The sequence below is a fragment of the Nocardioides sp. genome (genome assembly GCF_035576065.1).
Lineage (GTDB): Bacteria > Actinomycetota > Actinomycetes > Propionibacteriales > Nocardioidaceae > Nocardioides.
Map to the genome: position 1 here is coordinate 106,279 of NZ_DATLWX010000039.1, position 19,896 is coordinate 126,174.

Genomic DNA, 19,896 nt, shown 5'->3' on the forward strand with positions numbered 1-19,896 from the left:
TTTCTGCAAGGATCTTCCATTTTTTGCAAAGTCCTTCTATTGTCAGGTGACCCTCGTCACGGGGCCCCTCCCGGACGCGACCCAACCGCAAGGAGCACACATGCGCCGCACGCTGTCTGGTATCGCCGGCACCGCCGCGCTCGCTCTCGCCCTCGCTGCCTGTGGCGGCAGCTCGGAGAGCGACAACACGGACTCGGAGAACAGCTCCGGGGACACCGAACCCACGTCGCTCGAAGCCGAGCTGACCTGGTGGGACACCTCAGACCCGACCAACGAGGGCCCGACCTACGAAGCCCTCATCGCGAAGTTCAACGAGGAATACCCCGACATCACCATCAACTACGAGTCGGTCCCCTTCGGCGACGCGCAGAACAAGTTCAAGACCGCGGCCGAGGCCGGCTCCGGTGCGCCGGACATCATGCGCGCCGAGGTCGCCTGGGTCCCGGAATTCGCGGCCGCCGGTCACCTCTACGCCCTCGACGGCACGGCCTTGCTGGAGGACAACAACTTCCTCGAGACGCCGCTGTCGTCCAACGTCTACGACGGCAAGACGTACGGCGTCCCGCAGGTCACCGACACCCTGGGACTGATGTACAACAAGGCGCTCTTCGAGAAGGCGGGCATCACCGAACCTCCCGCCACCTGGGAAGAGGTCGAAGAGGTGTCCAAGCAGCTCCAGGAGAAGGCGGGAGTCGACGGCCTCTACATCAACAACGGCGGCTACTTCCTGCTCCCCTTCATCTATGGCGAAGGTGGTGACCTCCTCGACACCGAAGCCCAGACCATCGAGGTGGGCTCGCCCGAGGCCGTGGCCGGTATCCAGACCGCCCAGGACCTCGTCGACTCAGGTGCCGCCGTCAAGCCGGACGCCAACGACTCCTACGGCACGATGATGACCCTCTTCAAGGAGGGCAAGGTCGCGATGATCATCAACGGGCCCTGGGAGACCGCCGCGATGTCGGACGACCCGAACTTCGGTGGCTTCGAGAACCTCGGCGTCGCCCCGGTGCCCGCCGGGTCGGCCGGCGCCGGCGCCCCTGTCGGTGGTCACAACTACGTGATCTACAGCGGCATGGACGAGGAGAAGGCCGACGCGGCCATCGCGTTCGTCAACTTCATGGCCTCGGCTGAGTCGCAGGCCTTTGCTGCCCAGGAGCTCGGTGTCCTCCCGGGCAACTCGGACGCCTACGACCAGCTCGGCGACAACGAGCGGGTGCAGGCCTGGCAGCCGGCGCTCGAGTCGAGCAAGGCACGCCCCTGGATCCCCGAGGGCGGGCTGTTCTTCGCGCCGCTCGATGAGATGGCCACCAAGGTGCTCATCCAGGGCGCGGACGTGGACCAGTCGATGCAGGAGGCCGAGGAGAAGTTCAAGTCCGACGTCGTCCCGGACTACACCACCGAGTGAGACCACTCGGGACGGGAGCCGGGCACCAGCCCGGCTCCCGTTCCGGCTGCACGGACCCCAGGATCGAGGAGCGAGGGAGCTCGAGAGATGAGCCAAGCACTGGCTGTGGCTGAGGCGCCGGTCGAGCCACCCGGGAAGCGGGACGGACGCCTCCGGCGGTCCTACGACCGCAACTGGTACGCCTGGGCGATGGTGCTGCCCACCGTCCTCGTGCTGGGCGTGCTGGTGATGTATCCCCTCGTCCAGGGCATCCTGCAGTCCTTCACCGACCTCACCGAGTCCAACGCGCAGGACGTCATCTGCACCAAGACCCTCGGCGGCGGCGAGGAGTGCAAGGACAACCCCAAGAGCTCCGAGTTCGTCGGGCTGAAGAACTACGTCGACCTGCTCACCGGCGCACGCGGAAGCTTCTGGCTCCAGTTCACCAACACCTTGGTCTGGACGCTGGCGTGCGTGTCGCTGCACTACGGGCTCGGGCTGGGGCTCGCCGTCATGCTCAACCGGACGATGAGAGGGCGCGGGCTCTACCGCGTGCTGCTCATCGTCCCGTGGGCCGTGCCCGGCTTCGTGGCGGCCTTCGGCTGGAAGTTCCTCTTCAACCCCCGCTTCGGTCTGATCAACCAGGGGCTCATCAGCGTCGGCCTGGACCCGGTCGAGTGGTTCAACCATCGATGGACCGCCCTGTTCACCGCCATCTGCACCAACGTCTGGCTGGGCGTGCCCTTCATGATGGTGGCCATCCTGGGGGGCCTGCAGTCCATCAACGGCGATCTCTACGAGGCCGCCGAGATGGACGGCGCCAGCCCGTGGCAGCGCTTCCGCAACATCACCCTCCCGGGCCTGCGTCCGGTCAGCTCGACCGTGATCCTGCTCGGCACGATCTGGACCTTCAACATGTTCCCGATCATCTTCTTCGTCACCGGTGGTGAGCCGGCCGGTCAGAGCGAGATCCTGGTCACCGGCGCCTACCGGGCAGCCTTCGAGGGGGTCCGCAACTACTCGCTCGCCGCGACGTACGGCGTCCTGATCCTCTCGATCCTGCTGGTCTTCGCCTCCGTCTACCGCCGCACGCTCAAGGCCCAGGGAGAGGTGTTCTGATGGGTTTCGCCATCCCCGGAAAGACGGTCGAGCCCACCGCGACGACGAGGGCCGCTGCCCCCCGCCGCAGCCGACACGACCGCTCGCTCCTCGCCAGCGTCGCGCTGCACGGCACGCTGATGCTCGCCACCCTGTTCGCCTTGTTCCCGGTGGTATGGATCCTGCTCAGCTCGTTCAAGCCGGCCAACCGGATCCTCACCAGCGAGATCACGCTGATCGACAACCCCACGTTGGACAACTATCGGACGTTGCTCCTCGACACGCCCTTCCCCACCTGGTTCCTCAACTCGGTCGTCATCGCGTTGTTCACGATGGTCATCGGCATCACCATGTCGGCGACCTGCGGCTACGCGCTGAGCCGGTTCAACTTCCCCGGGAAGCGCGGCCTCATGTGGGTCTTCCTGATCACCCAGATGTTCCCGGTGGCGATCCTGATCGTGCCGATCTACACGATCATGGCCAACCTGGGTCTCATCAACACCAAGGCATCGCTGATCATCGCCTACTGCACGGTGGCCGTGCCGTTCTGCGCCTGGATGCTCCGTGGATACTTCGACACCATCCCCCGCGAGCTCGACGAGGCCGCGGCACTCGACGGGTTGGGACCGTTCGGCACGTTCTACCGGGTGGTCCTGCCGCTGGCTCGCCCCGGTCTTGCCGTGACCGCGTTCTACACGTTCCTCACCGCGTGGGGCGAGGTCGCCTACGCCATCGCCTTCATGCAGACCCGTGACAACCTGACCCTCGGAGCCGGGCTCCAGCAGTTCGTCCCGCAGTTCAATGCCCAGTGGCACCTGCTCACTGCAGGCTCGGTGCTCATCCTGATCCCGGCCGCAGTCGTCTTCTTCTTCGCCCAGCGGCACCTCGTCGCCGGCCTGACCGCCGGTGGCACCAAGGGCTAGGTCCCCGACCCGGCCGGTGCGTCAGCCGAGGGCGCGGACGATGTCCTCGACGCGGTCCTTCGCATCACCGAACAACATCCTGGAGTTGTCCTTGAAGAACAGCGGGTTCTGGACACCCGCGTAGCCGGTGGCCATCGATCGCTTGAACACGATGACGTCCTTGGCGTGCCACACCTCCAGCACCGGCATGCCGGCGATGGGTGAGCCCGGCTCCTCCAGCGCAGCCGGGTTGACGGTGTCGTTGGCGCCGATGACGAGGACGACGTCGGTCTGGGGGAAGTCGGCGTTGATCTCGTCCATCTCGAGCACGATGTCGTACGGCACCTTGGCCTCGGCGAGCAGCACGTTCATGTGGCCGGGAAGCCGGCCGGCAACCGGGTGGATGCCGAACCGCACCTCGACGCCCTTCTCGCGGAGCTTCCGGGTCATCTCGGCCACGGGGTACTGCGCCTGGGCGACCGCCATGCCGTAGCCGGGCGTGATCACCACCGACTTCGCGTCGGCGAGCAGCTCGGCGACCTCGTCGGGTTGGACCTCGCGGTGCTCGCCGTAGTCGCGCTGCTCGCCGGTCACGGCACCGTCGGAGCCGAAGCCCCCGGCGATGACGCTGACGAACGAGCGGTTCATCGCCTTGCACATGATGTAGCTGAGGATCGCACCGGACGACCCCACCAGCGACCCGACGATGATGAGCAGGTCGTTGCTGAGCATGAAGCCAGCAGCGGCCGCGGCCCAGCCCGAGTAGGAGTTGAGCATCGAGACGACCACAGGCATGTCGCCGCCGCCGATGGCCGCGACGAGGTGGAAGCCGAGCAGCAGGGCCAGCGCGGTCATGGCGATCAGGGGGACGAGGCCCAGGTCGCCCTCGACCGGGATGAACCACGCGAGGAGCAGGGCCGAGGCGACGAGGATCGCGAGGTTGAGCAGGTGTCGCCCGGGCAGCGCCAGGGGCGTCGACTTCATCTTCGCGCTGAGCTTGAGGTAGGCCACGATCGAGCCGGTGAACGTCACCGCCCCGATGAAGACGCCGAGAAACACCTCGACGTCGTGGATCGTGCCGAGCGAGCCGTCGAGATGGCCCTCGCCGTGGCTCGTCTCGAGGTAGGAGTTGAAGCCCACCAGCACGGCAGCGAGGCCGACGAAGCTGTGCAGGATCGCCACCAGCTCGGGCATGCCGGTCATCTCGACCGTGCGCGCGCGCCAGGCGCCGATGACCGCGCCGATGGCCATGGCCACCACGATCAGCACCATCGTCACGGCGAGCGGGCGCTGGTCGCCGTACTGACTGTTGCGGGCCGCCAGGACGAGCGTGGCGACGAGCGCGAGGCCCATGCCGGCCATGCCGAAGGCGTTGCCGCGGCGCGCGGTCTCGTGCTTGGAGAGCCCACCCAGGGCGAGGATGAAGAGGATGGCGGCGAGGATGTAGGCGGCCTGGATGAGGCCCGGGAGCCGAACGGATGTCAGGAAGTCGCTCATGGCGGGTCAGTCCTTCCGGAACATCTGGAGCATGCGTGCGGTCACCAGGAAGCCACCGAAGATGTTAATGCTGGCGACGAGCACGGCGACGAGGGCCAGCGTGGTGACGGCGAGGTTGTCACTGCCGACCTGCAGGATCCCGCCGACCAGGATGATCCCGGAGATGGCGTTGGTCTCGGCCATCAGCGGCGTGTGCAGGGCGTGCGCCACGTTGGAGATGACGTAGTAGCCGACGAAGATCGCCAGCGCGAAGACCGTGAAGTGACCCAGGAAGTCGGGCGGTGCGTAGGCCGCGGCCAGGGCGAACAGGACGGCCCCGAGCGCTGCCGCGAAGAACTTCTTCCGCGGGTCCATCGGCTGCTTCGGCTCTGGGACGTGCCGCTCCACCGGAGCTGCGGTTGCCGGCACCGCGCTCACCTGCACCGGCGGGGGCGGCCACAGGGACTCGCCGTCCTGCGTCACCGTGATGCCGCGCTGGACCACGTCGTCGTGGTCGAGGACGAGCTGGCCGTCCTTGGCGGGCGTGAGCAGCTTGAAGAGGTTGACGACGTTGGTGCCGTAGAGCTGGCTGGTCTGCGCGGCGAGCCGGCTGGCGAGGTCGGTGTAGCCGAGGATCGTGACCAAGTTGTCGGTCACGACCCGCTCGTCGGCCTGGGTCAGCGCGACGTTGCCGCCGTTGGCCGCGGCCATGTCGACGATGACCGAGCCGGTCTTCATCGCAGCGATCGTCTCGGCGGTGATCAGCTGGGGCGCGGGGCGGCCGGGGATCAGCGCGGTGGTGATGATGATGTCGGCGTTGCGCGCCTCCTCGTCATACATCGCGGCTGTCGCCGCCTCCTGCTCCGCCGTCATCTCCTTGGCGTAGCCGTCGGCGGAGACCTCCTGCTCCATCTCGACCGTGACGAACTCCCCGCCCATCGAGGCCACCTGCTCCGCGACCTCGGGGCGTACGTCGAAGGCCCGGACGACGGCGCCCATGGAGCCGGCGGCACCGATGGCCGCCAACCCGGCGACACCTGCTCCGACCACGAAGACCCGCGCCGGCGGCACCTTGCCGGCGGCAGTGACCTGGCCGGTGAACTGGCGTCCGAACTCGTGCGCCGCCTCGATCACGGCGCGGTATCCGGCGACGTTGGCCATCGAGGAGAGGACATCCATCGCCTGTGCCCGCGAGATGCGTGGCACTGCATCCATGGCGAGGGCGGTCACGCGCTGTGCCTGGAGCTGCTCGATCAGCTTGGGGCTGCGCCCCGGAGCCATCAGCGAGATGATGGTCGCGCCCTGCTGGAGCCGCCAGATCTCGTCGGCGCTGGGGGCGTTGACCTTGATCACGATGTCACTGGCCCACACCTCGTCGGCGCCGGTGACCCGGATGCCGGCGTCGGTGAAGGCCGCGTCGGTCTGGTCTGCGGCCACGCCCGCACCCGACTCCACGACGACGTCGTAGCCCAACGCGGCGAGCTGGGCAGCGGTGACGGTGGTGGCGGCCACGAGGGTTTCGCCCGGACGGGACTCGCGAGGGATGCCGATGCGCACAGTTGCCTCCTTGGGGGCGGCTGGACAGTCGCTGAACCTACACGGGCCCCGTCGCGCGCAGTCAGGGTCTCAGGTGGCGTTGGTCACGCGGGCCACCGAGTCGAGTGATGAAGTGGCTCCGTCCACGGTGCAGCCCATCACTCGACTCGGGCCTGTGGAAGACCGCTCGCGTTGCATCGCGACCCGCCCCAGACTCCCTAGGCATGGGCCCGAGCATGGGGAAGTCGAGGAGCACGACCTGGCAGGAGCTCGCAACCGGGCAGGCCGGCGTCCTGTCGTTTCGCCAGCTTCGAACCATCGGAGTCACCCGCACCGCCTTCCGTCACCACGTGAGGGTGGGGCGCTGGGCTCAGCGAACGAGCCAGGTGCTGACCACCACGACCGGACCGCTCTCACGCGAGCAGCAGCTCTGGTGCGCCGTACTGCACGCGGGCGGCGACTCGTTGATCGGTGGGCTCACGGCCGCCGAGGTGAGCGGGATGAAGAACTGGTCCCGCGACAACGTCACCGTCCTGATCAACAACCCCCAGTCCCTCGAGCCGTTGGATGGAGTCGAGTTCTTCCGGACTCGTCGGGATCTGGACACCCTGAGTGCGCCCACGGCTCTTCCTCTGTGTCGGCTCGAGCCAGCCCTTCTGCTCTTCAGCGGCTACGAGTTCAACCAGCGGACCGCTCATGGCGCTCTTGCCGCGGCCGTGCAGCAACGGCTCACCACTCCCGACAAGCTCCGCGCGTCCCTGTCAGAGCTGGCGCCGCTCCGGCGAGCCGGGGAGTTCCGGGTCCTGCTGGACGACCTGGAGGGTGGGGCGCAGTCCTTGGCCGAGATCGACGTCAAGGAGGCATGTCGCGACTTCGGCATCGTCGCCCCGTCGCGGCAGACGAAGCGGAGGGACCGAGGCGGCCGGACGCGTTTCACCGACTGCGAGTGGCACCTCGCCGACGGCCGCGTCATCGTGCTCGAGGTGGACGGCAGCTTCCACGACGACGTGGCGGAAGCCAGCGACCACCGGGCGCGCAACCGCAAGCTGATGACCGCCACGCGGATCGTGGTGCAGTGCAGCGCCTACGAGATCCGGCACGAGCCGTGGGAGGTCATGGAAGACCTCATCGCCCTCGGGGTTCCGCGGCTCTCGGCCGCGTCCTGACCGACTCGAGTGATGAAGTGGCTCCATCCACGGTGCAGCCCATCACTCGACTCGCTGGGTTACTGGGCCAGGCCATAGAGACGGTCGCCTGCATCGCCGAGCCCGGGCACGATGTAGCCCTTCTCGTTGAGCCGCTCGTCCTGCGCGGCGGTGACGATCGTGACGGGCACGTCGAGGCCCTCGAGCCCGGCCTCCAGGTTGGCCAGCCCCTCCGGGGCGACGAGCAGGCAGATCGCGGTGATGTCGTCGGCGCCGCGGTCTACGAGGAAGCGGATGGCGGCCGCGAGCGTGCCGCCGGTGGCCAGCATCGGGTCAAGCACGTAGCACTGGCGTCCCGACAGGTCGTCGGGGAGGCGTTCGGCGTACGTCGAAGCCTCGAGCGTCTCCTCGTTGCGCACCATGCCCAGGAAACCGACCTCGGCGGTGGGCATCAGCCGCATCATCCCGTCGAGCATGCCCAGACCGGCACGCAGGATCGGGACCACCAGGGGCTTGGGGGTGGCGAGCTTGACGCCCGTCGCGGGCGCGACCGGGGTGACGATGCTGGTCTCGACGACGCGGACGTCCCGAGTGGCCTCGTAGGCCAGGAGGGTCACGAGCTCGTCGGTCAACCGGCGAAACGTCGGCGAGTCGGTGTCGACATCGCGCAGCGTGGTGAGCTTGTGGGAGACGAGCGGATGGTCGACGACGTTCGTGCGCATGGCCCGGAGCCTAGTGGGCCTCCGTGCAGGGTTTCCTCGGCGCGGTCGATCTGCGACGCTGGAGCGAGAAGGGAGGTGCTCTCATGGATGGATTGACCATGGACGACCAGCTCGACAGCGTCGACTTCGCACTGGCGGCCTACCGGTCCGACGGCGAGTGGCAGGTGCAGGACATCGCCTCGCCGGCCTTCGAGTCCGTGGAGTCCCTCAGCCATGCGTTGCGGCGCCTGCCCGACGAGGCTGGGGCGGTCGCCCTGGTCGGGGTCGACGAGGACTTCTTCGTGATCGTGCGCGTGCAGGGGCCGTCCACCCGCGTGCTGCTCAGCGACATCACTGCTGCGGACGAATGGGAGCTGGCGCAGTCCGCGCTGACGTTCCTCGGCCTGCCGGTGTTCGGCGACCTCGACGACGAGGACGTCGCCCCCGCCGGAGACCTCGCCCTGCTCGCCGACCTCGGCATGGAGGCGGTGGACATGGCCGTGCTGATCGACGACGACGATCTCTACCCCGACGAGATGCTCTCGGAGGTGGCCCGCAGCCTCGGGTTCGGTGAGCTCTTCGACGACGCGGTCGGCTTCACCTCTGCATGAGCCCCCTCAACCCCTGGCACGAGCCGATGCGGCTCGCGCTCGACGAGGCCCGCCTCGCGCTCGCCACCGACGACGTGCCGATCGGCGCGGTCGTCCTCTCCCCTGAGGGGACCGTCATCGGGGCCGGCCACAACGTCCGCGAGGCAGCGGGCGATCCCACCGGCCACGCCGAGGTCGTGGCCCTGCGGACCGCAGCCAGGTCCGTCGGTGAGTGGCGGCTCGCCGGGTGCACTCTCGTCGTCACCCTGGAGCCGTGCACCATGTGTGCCGGCGCGGCCGTGCTCGCCCGGGTCGAGCGCATCGTCTTCGGCGCCTTCGACGACAAGGCCGGCGCGGTCGGTTCGCTGTGGGACGTCGTCCGCGACCGGCGGCTCAACCACCGCCCCGAGGTCGTGGCCGGTGTCCTCGCGAGCGAGTCGGCCGGCCTGCTCGACGACTTCTTCACCCGACACCGGTGAGTGCGCTTCACCCGATTTAGACCGGCGTCGGCCGTCCGGTAACCTCTCCGGCGGTGGCGTGTCCGAGCGGCCGAAGGTGCAACACTCGAAATGTTGTGTGGGGTCAAACCCACCGTGGGTTCAAATCCCACCGCCACCGCCAGGTGATGTCTCGATGACATCGACAAGATCCGAACCCGCGGCGGGTTTGGATCTTTGTCATTTGAGCGTCCCGTCAGTCGCCGTCGAACAACGCAGGGACGGGCCACGAGGGATCCGGGCGAAACGAGTCCCATCCTTCGGAGAAGGGCGCAGCCCACTCCCGGATCACGTGTTCGATCTCCTCGGCGGTCGCTCGGATCGCATCGGCCTCCTCCGGGCTGTAGCGACCTTGCTCGACGGCACGGACCAGCTCGTCCTCGTCCTTGCGTTCGACCGACCGGTCCGGCTCGATCCAGACGTCGAGGACGTGGTCGCGGCTGCGGGTCGTACGTCCCTTCCGGACGTGCGGGTCCTCTATGTTGGCGTACCAGCCGACGAAGTCGCCCGAGTCGCCCTCGAAGAAGTGCCACAGGGACCAGCGCTGCCCAGGCTGGTGGACGCGAAGGACCGAGTAAGCGGCCCACACGGACTCGACCTGGCGGCGCGGGACGACGAACTGTTCACTGGGCTCGGCGCGCAGGTCCCGGCCGTCCTCGCGGACCTGCTTGAGCACCGGCGTGCCCACAGCGAGCCAGGCGACGAGTGCCAGCGCGTCGTCGCGCACGACCGTCATCGGCGCGGCGAAGTCGCACCCGACCGTGCCGTATCGCCACATGATGGGAGTTCCGCGGCTCCAGTAGGACATGGCTCCACCTTCTCGCGCCACGCGTCCCAGCCCGCCGGCACCCCAGATCTCAGGCCAGGGGTAGACAGACCTTCACGGAGGTCCCCTGACCCTCTTCGGAGGCGATCTCGATGGTCCCTGCATGGCGCTCGATGATGGCCGCCACGACAGCCAGGCCGATCCCCGTCCCGGGGATCTCCCGCTTCTGTGCGGTGGAAGCGCGGAAGAACTTGGTGAAGAGCTGGGCCTGCTCGGTCACGGGGATTCCGATCCCGTTGTCGGCCACCTCCAGGACGGCGGTCTCGTCGTGGATCCCGAGCGTGCAGGAGACACGCCCCCCGTCCTCGGTGAACTTCAGCGCGTTGCTGAGGAGGTTGAAGACGACACGCTCGAGATGGGTGGCGTCGCCCACGACCATCACCGCGTCGGACGGGACGTCGAAGCGGACCGCAAGGAGCCAGCGACCCGACGTGGTGGGTGAAATGACTTTCCCACTGGACGAATGGTCAGATCTGACCAGGCGGCTCTGGTCCCTTCTCCGCCGCGGACCGTGCGTCGCATGAAAGGTGCCCCAGAGTTGGCGTTGTGTGTTGACAATGGGGTATGGACGTCGCCGCCGATGACTCGCTGACCCGCGAGGTCAAGCACCTCGTGGAGCAGGCACAGCTCGGCCACGCGCACGAGGTCCGGCAGACCGTCGAGAGCCGGTTGCGGGAGCTGGGCGATGGCACGTTGCTGGCCGGGCCGGCCGCGATGCACTTCGCGCGCACGATCTCACTGATGTACGACGACGATGCGGCGGCGCTGGCGGCGGCCGACGACATGATCCGGGCCGCTGAACGGGACGACCAACAGGGGTGGCGTGCGTGCGCCCTTGCCACGAGAGGGCACCAGAGACTGGTGCTGGGGGAGCACGACCCCGTTCACTACGACATTGATGCAGTACTGGCCGACCTCACGGCCGCTGAAGCCGCCCTCGACCTCAGCGCCGACGGCGGATACATCGCCAGCTGCGCCCACGTGGCCATCGCCATCGGCTACCAGCCGCTGCGGCTGTACGAGCTGGCCGTGCCCCACCAAGAGGCCGCTTACCAGATCAGCCTGGCCACTGAGGGCCCCGACGATCCCGCCCCGAGCATGTGGCTGCTCAACCTCACCCTCTTGCACTTGCAGTGGGCTCTGGAGCTCTACCGGGTCGGTTTGGACGACGAGGCCGAGCAGCACAGCGCACGGGCATACGAGCACGCCACTGCGGCGCAAGAAAGGCTACGCGGCGACGCGGTGGCCATCTGGCAGGCCCCATGCCAGCTGTTCCGGGCGGCAGCTCACTCGGACGGTGCCGACGCGCGCGGTGCTGTCGAGGAGATGCAGCGCCTGCTGCCGGTCGTCCGCGCACTCGGAGAGGCGCATGAGCATGTGCTTGCCGTGCCGTACCTGGCGGTTGCCCTGCTGCGCGAGGGTCGTCGCGAGGAATCCCTGGAGGTCATCGAGGAGGCGCTGGCCGACGTCCGCGTCAATGACCGCGAGTCCCCGACGTACCTGTCCCTGGCTCACACCCACACCCTGCTGCTCTCGCAGGGGTCGGAGGAAGCCAAGGCGGCGATGGAGTACGGCGACGCGCTGGCGGCCGCCGCTTGGCGTCAGCGCCTGCGGACTCTGAACTCCGCCGAGACCATGCGCGCCTACTCCCAGCTACGAGAAGAGCACCACCAGGTGACCCGGGTGGCCGAAACTGATGCCTTGACCGGGGTGGCCAACCGCCGGGCCTTCGACCGGTACGTGCAGTCGTTCACCAGCTCTGAGGATCCGCACCGGCTGGTCGGCGTGCTCTTCCTCGACCTCGACAACTTCAAACAGGTGAACGACACCCTGGGCCACACGATCGGGGACACCATGCTCTGGGGCGTGGCTCAGGCAATCGCTGCGAATGCCCGCGAGAACGACCTGGTCGCCCGGATCGGTGGCGACGAATTCGCGGTGCTCCTGCCGGGGGCCGGCACCGAGGACACCGAGCGAGCGGCAGAGCGGATCATCCTCGCGGTGCGCGAAGCGTCGCACCAGCTCCCGACCGTGAGCATCGGCGGCGCCTCCGGGCCAGGTCAAGACGTTCGAGCCACCATCGTGCGCGCGGACAACGCGATGTACGTTGCCAAGCGAGGCGGGCGCAACCAGCACCACGTCGTCGCCGCCAGCCTCGCCTAGCCGCAATGAAACAACTCGGGAGAGATACGGGCGCTCAGCCGAGCGACGCGCATCCTCTGACCTCAGGGATTCCGGCGGTCAGTTCGAGTTGTCGGGTGGACCTGCCCCGGCCTCTGCTACGCGGGGTCGGTGCGTTGGCGAGTCCACCCACCACGGTTCGAGGAGAGCGCTTCGGGCGATCTCGTCGAGGAAGCAACGCCGGGCGACATCGGCGCACAGACGCGCCTCGTGCTGCGTCACGGTGGCATTGTTCCATCGGAGCACGCGCTTGGCCACGAGCGGCATGCCTTCCAATGGCCGGATGACGACGCCGTCGCAGGGCTGGTACGTCGGCAGGGCGACCGCCACCGCCAGCCCAGCGGCCACGAAGGGGCCGTACTCGCTCAGTCGCTGACGGCCGTGCGGTGTCGGCGGGTTGATCCCCGCCTCGGCGAAAGCGAGTATGAGGTCGGCCAGGGTGCCGTCCGGTTGTCCCGGCGGCAGGAGCCACGGCTCGTCGCCCAGCGAGGAGAGTGGCACCTCGCGCAGTTCCGCAAGGGGATGATCGGCCGAGAGCGCCACCAGGAACGGCTCCGCCAGGACGACGTCGACCTCACTGATGTGCGAGGGCAGCGCTTCTGAGCCTTGGACGCGTGGATGGACGCCCACCATCGCCAGGTCAACCTGACGGGACTGCAGCAAGGCGTCGATGACGGCCGTCGACGTGCTCATGTGTGGCTTCAGGTCGCGGCCCGGTAGCGCCGCGATGACGCCGGTGAAGAAGTTGGAACAAGCGGGCGTGCGGTTGGCCGAGACCACCAAGGTGCGGCTGCCACGCGCTTGGGCGTGGGCCTCGTCCAACAGGGCCTGGAAGTCGGCCAGCAGCCGTCCCGAACGCTGGGTGAACAGCTCGCCGAGGGTCGTCAGCCGTACCCCGGTCCGGGAGCGGTCGAACAGCGGTCCACCGATGGCCGCCTCGATGCGCGTGAGCTGCGCGGAGAGCGAGGGCTGGGACATGCCGAGCACCGTCGCGGCGGCACTGATCGAGCCGAGCCGCTCGACCGTCAGCACGAGCTCGAGGTGCCGGAACCCCAGTTCCATAACGCGCACAGTATGTCCATCTGGGAGTACCAAGCACCCCTTTCGGCAAGGGAAGGTGCCCGCACCCCCAAATCCCCCGGAAGGGAATCAAAGAATGCACAGCACACACAGAAGGCCGCTGTCCGTCGCGGTGTTGGTCGGGTCCCTGGCGGCGGTGTTGCCGTTCGCGGCAACCGCTGCTCCGCAGGCTCCGAGCGGCTCCGTCCCGTCGTCCGCACCCGCCCCCAGAGAGCTCTCGGAGAAGGAGACGGCGCTGGCTGCGGGCGACGCCGTCGCCGAACAGGGTCTCGGGGCGCTCGGCCTGGCTGCCGGCGAGGACTACGTCCGCTCTGGTCAGGCCCAGGGTCCCCGCGACCTCTACTACCTGAGCTACCAGAAGACGTTCAAGGGTCTGGAGGTCGTCGGCGCCGACGCGGTCGTGACCACCAACGCCGAAGGCGAGGTCGTCGACATCTCCGCCGCCAGCCAGCAAGACATCGCCGTCGCGGACACGACACCGAAGGTGACGGGCACGCAGGCCATCAAGGCGGCTCGATCCGGGTTCTCCAAGGTCGAGAGCGCTGTCCAGCACCACGTTGTCGTGCTTCTCGAGGGGACGACGACCAAGCTCGCTTGGGAGATCGCGGTCGAGGGCACCCGGGACGGCAAGCCGTCGGTCCAGGACGTCTTCGTCGACGCGCAGACCGGCGCCGTGCTTCGCCGTCACGAGTACGTCCGCTTCGCCGACGCCACCGGCAACGGCAACCACAACGGCCAGGTGCGGTTCACGACCACCGGGTCGGGATCGTCGTACTCCATGACGAGCACCGCCACGTCCGGCCTCAAGTGCGGCGGCCAGAGCGGCACGGTCTACACCGACGCCGACAACGCGTGGGGCAACGGCTCGGGCACCGACCTGCCCACCGCCTGCGTCGACGCCATGTACGCCGGCGAGCAGGAGGCCTTCATGCTCAAGGAGTGGGCCAACCGCGACGGCGTGGACGGCTCGGGCTCCTTCTTCCCCTCGCGCGTCGGCCTCAATGAGGTCAACGCCTTCTGGAACGGCCAGTACGCCAACTTCGGCAAGAACCAGGCCGGCACCAAGCAGGTCACCCCGATCGACGTCGTCGCCCACGAGTACGGCCACGGCGTCTTCCAGTTCTCCGGCTCCGGCGGCGGCGGTAGCGGCGCCGAGATGGGCGGCATGAACGAGTCGACCGGCGACATCCTCGGTGCAGCCACCGAGTGCTACGCGGCCGCGAAGTTCCCCAGCTCTCCCGACAAGTGCGACTACGAGGTCGGCGAGATGGTCAACCTCGTCGGCCAGGGTCCGATCCGGATCATGAGCGATCCCTCGAAGCTCGGTGATCCCAACTGCGCCACGCAGATCACCTCCAGCACAGAGGTCCACGCCGCGGCCGGCCCGCAGAACCACTGGTTCTACCTGCTCGCCGAGGGTTCCAACCCGGCCAACGGCCAGCCCACCAGTCCGATCTGCTCGGGCGGTCCGACCACGATCACCGGGATCGGCATCCAGAAGGCGACGAACATCTTCGTCAACGGGCTCCAGCGCAAGACCTCCACCTGGAACCACAAGGCTGCCCGGGTCGCGACCTTGAATGCCGCGAAGACGCTCTACCCCAGCTCGTGCGTGGAGTTCAACGCCGTCAAGAACGCCTGGCTGGGAGCCGGTGTGCCGGTCCAGACCGGTGAGCCGACATGCTCCGTCACGACCCCGACCAACGACTACTCAGTCTCGCTGAGCCCGGCGAGCGGCAGCGTCCAGCCGGGGGCCTCAGTGTCCGCCACGGTCAACACCCAGACGACCGCGGGCAGCGCACAGTCGGTCTCCTTCAGCACCAGCGGCCTGCCGAGCGGCGCCACGGTGTCGTTCAACCCGACCTCGGTCCAGACCGGCTCGTCGTCCTCGATGGCGATCCAGACCGCGGCCTCGACCCCGACGGGTACGTACACGGTCACGGTCACGGCCAGTGGAAACCCGATCAAGACCGCAACGTACTCACTCGCGGTCGGCTCGAGCACTCCGCAGCCGAGCACGCCGCCGGACATCGACGTCGCGAAGGCTGCTGCGCACATGACGCAGTTCCAGACGATCGCCACCAACAACGGCGGGAATCGACGCGCAGGCACCGCTGGCTACACGGCTTCGGCGGACTACGTCGTCGCCAAGCTCCAAGCGGCGGGATTCACAGTCAGCAGGCAGCGGTGCACCACCTGCACCTACCCCTCGGACAACGTGATCGCCGACTGGCCGGGTGGTGACGCGACGAAGACCTACATGTTCGGCGCGCACCTCGACGGCGTGTCGGCAGGACCGGGCATCAACGACAACGGGTCCGGATCCGCAGGCATCCTCGAAGTGGCACTGACCCTCGCCGAGAAGAAGCCGCAGATGCTCAACCACGTCCGGTTCGCCTGGTGGACCGACGAGGAGCAGGGCCTCAACGGGTCGAAGTTCTACGTCAACAACCTGACGACGACCGCCAGGTCGCAGATCAAGGCGTACTACAACTTCGACATGATCGCCTCAGTCAACGCCGGGTACTTCATCAACAACATCACCTCGGCCCAGTCCGCCCCGATGAAGGCCTACTACGACAGCCTCAACCTCCAGCCCGAGGAGAACGTCGAGGGTCGAGGTCGCTCCGACGACTACTCGTTCAGCAACGCGGGAATCCCGGCGTCGGGCTACGCGATGGGAGCCAGCGCCACCAAGACGTCGGCCCAGGCGAGCAAATGGGGCGGTACGGCAGGGCGGGCCTACGACCCGTGCTACCACTCCGCGTGCGACTCCAACCCGGCGAACGTGAGCACGACCGCACTCAACCGGGCAGCGGACGGGATCGCCCACACCCTGTGGAAGATGGCGGTGGGGGAGGCGCCCCCGACCGAGAACGACTTCTCGATCGCCGTCTCCCCGACATCGGGCAGTGTCGTGGCCGGCAGCTCCGCCACGGCCACTGTCAGCACAGCGGTCACCTCGGGCACCGCGCAGCAGGTCTCCCTGACTGCGTCCGGAGCGCCTGCTGGCACCACGGTGTCGTTCTCACCCAGCACCGTGCAGTCGGGTGGGACGGCGCAGATGACCGTCCAGACCTCTGCGACCACGCCGAGCGGCACCTACCCGATCACCGTCACTGGGACCGGTTCGGCGACGCGTACGGCAACGTTCACCCTCACGGTGACCGGGGGCGGCGGTGGCGGGGCGACGTACCTCAACGGCACCGACTACCAGATCTACGACAACTCGACGCTGAACAGCCCGATCAGCTCGACGTACGCCCAGCAGGTGAGCTCAGCCAAGATCAGCTACGACATCTACCACTCCTGCGTGCAGGACGTGGATGTCTGGCTGGTCTCCCCGAACGGGGTGGCGCACCAGGTCGAGACCTCGTCGGCCAGCGCCTGTGTCGTCCGGGACGGGATCGTCGAGAAGACCGTCATCTTCTCCTCGCCCGTGGCGGCCAACGGCACCTGGCGGCTGCGGATCCGGGACAACTACAGCTACGACACCGGCACGCTGTACTCCTGGAGGCTGACGCTGCCGTGACCACGCGTCCCCCTCGGTAGGTGACGGACGATCCCCGGGCTGAGACCGCCCGGGGATCGCCCCGTCCACCTTTCGAGGTCGTACGCCGACCGTCACGCCCACTCGGGGGCACATGTCCTTCCAGCCCATGAGAGGTGCCCGATGCAGGTGTACGAAGAGGTGATCATTCGAAGTAGACACGGGACGGGATCAGCGATCGTGGAGATGCTTCGGACGATGGCCAGCAGGTACGTCCAACCCGACATCGGTGTCGCTGCGGGAAGTGCGGGTGACGACACGATCACGGTGCAGACCTATGCGGTCGACCTCGTGACGCTCCTCGTCACCATGATTGAGCCGACTGCCCACGTCACCGTACGAACAGGCGTTGACGACCGCGGGTGACGTGAGAGTTCGCGCGACGCGACGTGCCTCAGCCCAGGTCCTTTCGGAAGTGCACGTCGGCGTGCTCGGGGGTCGGCACGCCTACCCACCGGAAGATCTGCCGGTAGCCGTGCCGCTCGTAGAAGCTGGGCGCCTGGAAGGTGAACGACGTGACGAACACATGGGTGCACCCACGACTCGCAGCTTCGGCCTCGAACGCCGCCAGCAGCCGCCGTCCCACTCCGGCACCGCGATGATCCTCACGCACCCACACCAGGCCCATGCCGCCTGCGTCGCCCCAGGTCCAGCCACTGACCCCGCCCACGAGGTCACCTGCGGCGTCGCGCGCTCGCACTGTCAGCTCGGTGGCGGGAGCGATCCCGGGTGTTGCCGCCCGGTTGAACTCACTGAGGTGGTCGGAGAGCTGCTGGTCCAGGTCCGGGTCTGCTCCGGCGACCTCGATGACAGGGCGGCTCAACTGTCGTCCTCACTCTTGTCCTCGGTGTCGTCGTCTTCGCTCGGCAGGTTCTCCAACACCGACTGCGCGGAGGCGAAGATGCGCTCGGCCTGCTCGCTGGACAACTCACCCGTCACCTGCGCCTGGGCCGTCGTCGCGACGAGTTCCTCGACCGCGGCGCGTGCGCGTTCGTACTGGCCCGCCTCGACCGCCTCATCGACCTTGTCCAGCTGCCGAGCGAGCGCTGGGACCTGCTCGCTCGGGGGACTTTCCTCCTTGCCGCATGCTGTGGGTCCCGTTGCCAAGGCGGCAGCCAGCAACAGGCCTGCAGCACACCTACGCCACCCCACCATCAGTCCGACCCTTCGACGGCGTCGTGCAGCTGCTGCATGGGCTCGACCAACTCACTGGGCATGTTCGCTGGCTCTCGGTCGGCTCCAGTGGAACCGCCGTCGAGCAGCGCTACGACGACCAGGAAGAGGACAAGCACGCTCAGCACCACCGCGAGTCCTCGCTGGCTCTCAGATGACTGCCGCACCACGCGCGACGCCGTCGCCGCCTGTGTCGTCACGAAGCGAGCTACTGAGTCCCCCAGCCGGTCGTGCAGGGGACGCGGCGCCGGCAGCACTCGCGTGGCGTTCTGGGGGTCACCGGGCGGTGGCTCGGGCGGCGCCAGCAGCGGGACCGTCATCGCCTCGGGTGCGGACTCTGCCGCGGGTGGGATCGCCGTGGTCGGTTGTTGTCGAAGCACCTCGGCAACTTCCTCGGCAGTCGGCCGGTCGGCCGGATCTCGCGACACCATTGAGGTCAGCAGGGCGCTCCACAGCAACGGCAGGTCGTCCGGGACCGAAGGGGCCCGGTGGAGCCTGGCCAGGGCTGCCTCGGTGGGTGAACCCGGAAACTCGCAGCGGCCGGTGATCGTCTCGAACAGCACCAACCCGAGGGAGTACACATCTGCCGCCCCGCTCACGTCCTCGCCCGCGACCTGCTCTGGTGCCAGGTACGCCGCCGTGCCGATGGTGTGGCCGGTCCGGGTGTGCCGGGCCGTGTCCGCCAACAGCCGCGCGACCCCGAAGTCAGCCAGCCTGACGCGTTCCATCGGTCCCAGCAAAATGTTCCCAGGCTTGACGTCCCGGTGGACAATCCCGTGCCGGTGCACGTACGCGAGCGCATCGGCGACCTGGACGCCGATCGCGCCCACCTCCTCCAACGGCAGAGGATCACCCGCCCGCTGGGCCAGCGTGGGTCCCTCCACCAGTTCCATCACCAGGAACGGTCGAGCATCCGGCGGATGGATCGTCCCCGCCACGTCATCGGTGAAACCGAACCCGGCGTCGAGGACGGTGACGAGTCCACTGTGTGACAAGCCCGCCAGCGTCCGCGCTTCGCTGACGAACCTGGCTCGGTCCGACTCGTCCCCGGCACTATCACGCAGCACCTTGACCGCGACCGGTCGACTCAGGGCGACGTCACGAGCTTCGAAGACGTCGGCCGAACCGCCTCGACCCAGCAGTGGGCCGAGCTCATAGCGATCTGCCAGGACTCGCGCGATGCCGTTCGGGTCGGGCATGGACGTCCTCGGCTTCTGTGCTGATGGGGCACCCCAAGGTAGGCGATGTCGCTGCCCCCTGTGCGCCGCCCCCACAAACCGGGTGCAGAGCAGGTCGGACCCCTTCTAGGGTGGGCCCATGGGGTCAGTCAGGCAGGTCCAGGTCACCTTCGACTGCGCGGAGCCGGAGCGGGTCGCCCGGTTCTGGTGCGAGGTCCTCGGCTATGTCGTCCCCCCGTCACCCGAGGGCAACGACTCGTGGGACGACTACGACCGCTCGCTGCCGGCTGAGCGACAGGGGTCGGCCTTCGCCTGCGCCGATCCCACCGGGGCCGGGCCGCGGCTGTTCTTCCAGCGCGTCCCCGAGGGCAAGGTCGTCAAGAACCGTCTGCACCTCGACGTGCGGGTCGGCACCGGACTCGTGGGCGAGGAACGGCTGGCCGCGCTGGAGGCCGAGTGCGCCCGACTGGTCCCGCTCGGCGCCGTACGCGTGCAGCTGCTGGAGGCCGACGAGGAGAACGAGTCGTGCCTGGTGATGCAGGACGTCGAGGGCAACGAGTTCTGTCTCGACTGAGGGTC

General features: G+C 68.0%; 19 protein-coding genes and 1 tRNA gene. 11 read left to right on the plus strand and 9 right to left on the minus strand.

All coding sequences use genetic code 11. The features are described 5' to 3' along the window. The first annotated feature begins 100 nt into the window (after window positions 1-100). From VNJ48_RS16785 to VNJ48_RS16795, 3 genes are all read left to right on the plus strand, one after another. On the plus strand, window positions 101-1,405 hold the full coding sequence (locus VNJ48_RS16785; protein WP_325604158.1) for an extracellular solute-binding protein: 1,305 nt from the start codon (window positions 101-103) through the stop codon (window positions 1,403-1,405). Window positions 1,406-1,492: 87 nt separating this feature from the next. Next, the gene (locus VNJ48_RS16790; RefSeq protein ID WP_325604160.1) at window positions 1,493-2,503 is read left to right on the plus strand and encodes a sugar ABC transporter permease; all 1,011 of its coding nucleotides are present in this window, start codon (window positions 1,493-1,495) and stop codon (window positions 2,501-2,503) included. Next, window positions 2,503-3,405 (plus strand): sugar ABC transporter permease, encoded by a 903-nt coding sequence (locus VNJ48_RS16795; RefSeq protein ID WP_325604162.1) that lies wholly within the window; start codon window positions 2,503-2,505, stop codon window positions 3,403-3,405. Before VNJ48_RS16790 ends, VNJ48_RS16795 begins: the two co-directional genes overlap by 1 nt. 21 nt (window positions 3,406-3,426) lie before the next feature. Here VNJ48_RS16795 and pntB read toward each other — a convergent pair whose 3' ends face one another. Together pntB and VNJ48_RS16805 are read right to left on the minus strand one after the other, a co-directional pair. Beyond that, the gene (pntB, locus tag VNJ48_RS16800; protein ID WP_325604164.1) at window positions 3,427-4,881 is read right to left on the minus strand and encodes a Re/Si-specific NAD(P)(+) transhydrogenase subunit beta; all 1,455 of its coding nucleotides are present in this window, start codon (window positions 4,879-4,881) and stop codon (window positions 3,427-3,429) included. A 6-nt stretch (window positions 4,882-4,887) separates the two neighbouring features. Then, window positions 4,888-6,417: a Re/Si-specific NAD(P)(+) transhydrogenase subunit alpha gene (locus tag VNJ48_RS16805; RefSeq protein ID WP_325604166.1), complete on the minus strand. Its 1,530-nt coding sequence runs from the start codon at window positions 6,415-6,417 to the stop codon at window positions 4,888-4,890. A gap of 203 nt (window positions 6,418-6,620) precedes the next feature. Between VNJ48_RS16805 and VNJ48_RS16810 the strand changes: the two genes are divergently transcribed. After that, entirely contained in the window at window positions 6,621-7,562 is a 942-nt protein-coding gene (locus tag VNJ48_RS16810) for a hypothetical protein (protein WP_325604168.1), read from the plus strand. A gap of 59 nt (window positions 7,563-7,621) precedes the next feature. Here VNJ48_RS16810 and upp read toward each other — a convergent pair whose 3' ends face one another. Beyond that, the gene (gene upp, locus VNJ48_RS16815; RefSeq protein WP_325604170.1) at window positions 7,622-8,263 is read right to left on the minus strand and encodes a uracil phosphoribosyltransferase; all 642 of its coding nucleotides are present in this window, start codon (window positions 8,261-8,263) and stop codon (window positions 7,622-7,624) included. An 83-nt stretch (window positions 8,264-8,346) separates the two neighbouring features. Between upp and VNJ48_RS16820 the strand changes: the two genes are divergently transcribed. From VNJ48_RS16820 to VNJ48_RS16830, 3 genes are all read left to right on the plus strand, one after another. Beyond that, the gene (locus tag VNJ48_RS16820; protein WP_325604172.1) at window positions 8,347-8,853 is read left to right on the plus strand and encodes a tRNA adenosine deaminase-associated protein; all 507 of its coding nucleotides are present in this window, start codon (window positions 8,347-8,349) and stop codon (window positions 8,851-8,853) included. Next, window positions 8,850-9,311: a nucleoside deaminase gene (locus tag VNJ48_RS16825; RefSeq protein ID WP_325604174.1), complete on the plus strand. Its 462-nt coding sequence runs from the start codon at window positions 8,850-8,852 to the stop codon at window positions 9,309-9,311. The genes VNJ48_RS16820 and VNJ48_RS16825 overlap by 4 nt, the downstream gene beginning before the upstream one ends. Window positions 9,312-9,363: 52 nt before the next feature. Continuing rightward, window positions 9,364-9,453: transfer RNA gene (locus VNJ48_RS16830), tRNA-Ser, on the plus strand. A 72-nt stretch (window positions 9,454-9,525) separates the two neighbouring features. On the opposite strand, the gene VNJ48_RS16835 is transcribed toward VNJ48_RS16830, so the two are convergent. Both VNJ48_RS16835 and VNJ48_RS16840 read right to left on the minus strand, forming a co-directional pair. Continuing rightward, window positions 9,526-10,137, minus strand: coding sequence for a DUF402 domain-containing protein (locus VNJ48_RS16835; protein WP_325604176.1), 612 nt, complete (start codon window positions 10,135-10,137; stop codon window positions 9,526-9,528). 49 nt (window positions 10,138-10,186) lie between these two features. Beyond that, on the minus strand, window positions 10,187-10,528 hold the full coding sequence (locus VNJ48_RS16840) for an ATP-binding protein (RefSeq protein ID WP_325604177.1): 342 nt from the start codon (window positions 10,526-10,528) through the stop codon (window positions 10,187-10,189). A 191-nt stretch (window positions 10,529-10,719) separates the two neighbouring features. Here VNJ48_RS16840 and VNJ48_RS16845 point away from each other — a divergent pair, with 191 nt between their 5' ends. Beyond that, the gene (locus tag VNJ48_RS16845; protein WP_325604178.1) at window positions 10,720-12,318 is read left to right on the plus strand and encodes a GGDEF domain-containing protein; all 1,599 of its coding nucleotides are present in this window, start codon (window positions 10,720-10,722) and stop codon (window positions 12,316-12,318) included. Window positions 12,319-12,396: 78 nt separating this feature from the next. Here the strand turns inward: VNJ48_RS16845 and VNJ48_RS16850 are convergent, their stop codons facing one another. Then, complete coding sequence (locus VNJ48_RS16850; RefSeq protein WP_325604180.1) at window positions 12,397-13,398, minus strand: LysR family transcriptional regulator; 1,002 nt, start codon at window positions 13,396-13,398, stop codon at window positions 12,397-12,399. A gap of 94 nt (window positions 13,399-13,492) precedes the next feature. Here VNJ48_RS16850 and VNJ48_RS16855 point away from each other — a divergent pair, with 94 nt between their 5' ends. Then, window positions 13,493-16,948, plus strand: a complete 3,456-nt coding sequence (locus tag VNJ48_RS16855) for a M20/M25/M40 family metallo-hydrolase (protein WP_325604181.1) — start codon at window positions 13,493-13,495, stop codon at window positions 16,946-16,948. Between the two features lie 216 nt (window positions 16,949-17,164). Beyond that, window positions 17,165-17,332 (plus strand): hypothetical protein, encoded by a 168-nt coding sequence (locus VNJ48_RS16860; RefSeq protein WP_325604183.1) that lies wholly within the window; start codon window positions 17,165-17,167, stop codon window positions 17,330-17,332. A gap of 28 nt (window positions 17,333-17,360) precedes the next feature. On the opposite strand, the gene VNJ48_RS16865 is transcribed toward VNJ48_RS16860, so the two are convergent. From VNJ48_RS16865 to VNJ48_RS16875, 3 genes are read right to left on the minus strand one after another with little or no spacing between them, the layout of a single operon-like run. Beyond that, on the minus strand, window positions 17,361-17,789 hold the full coding sequence (locus VNJ48_RS16865; protein WP_325604185.1) for a GNAT family N-acetyltransferase: 429 nt from the start codon (window positions 17,787-17,789) through the stop codon (window positions 17,361-17,363). Further along, the gene (locus VNJ48_RS16870; protein WP_325604188.1) at window positions 17,786-18,121 is read right to left on the minus strand and encodes a hypothetical protein; all 336 of its coding nucleotides are present in this window, start codon (window positions 18,119-18,121) and stop codon (window positions 17,786-17,788) included. Before VNJ48_RS16870 ends, VNJ48_RS16865 begins: the two co-directional genes overlap by 4 nt. Further along, window positions 18,121-19,338, minus strand: a complete 1,218-nt coding sequence (locus VNJ48_RS16875; RefSeq protein ID WP_325604190.1) for a serine/threonine-protein kinase — start codon at window positions 19,336-19,338, stop codon at window positions 18,121-18,123. Before VNJ48_RS16875 ends, VNJ48_RS16870 begins: the two co-directional genes overlap by 1 nt. Before the next feature lie 118 nt (window positions 19,339-19,456). Here VNJ48_RS16875 and VNJ48_RS16880 point away from each other — a divergent pair, with 118 nt between their 5' ends. Then, window positions 19,457-19,891, plus strand: coding sequence for a VOC family protein (locus VNJ48_RS16880; protein WP_325604193.1), 435 nt, complete (start codon window positions 19,457-19,459; stop codon window positions 19,889-19,891). Window positions 19,892-19,896 lie beyond the last annotated feature (5 nt).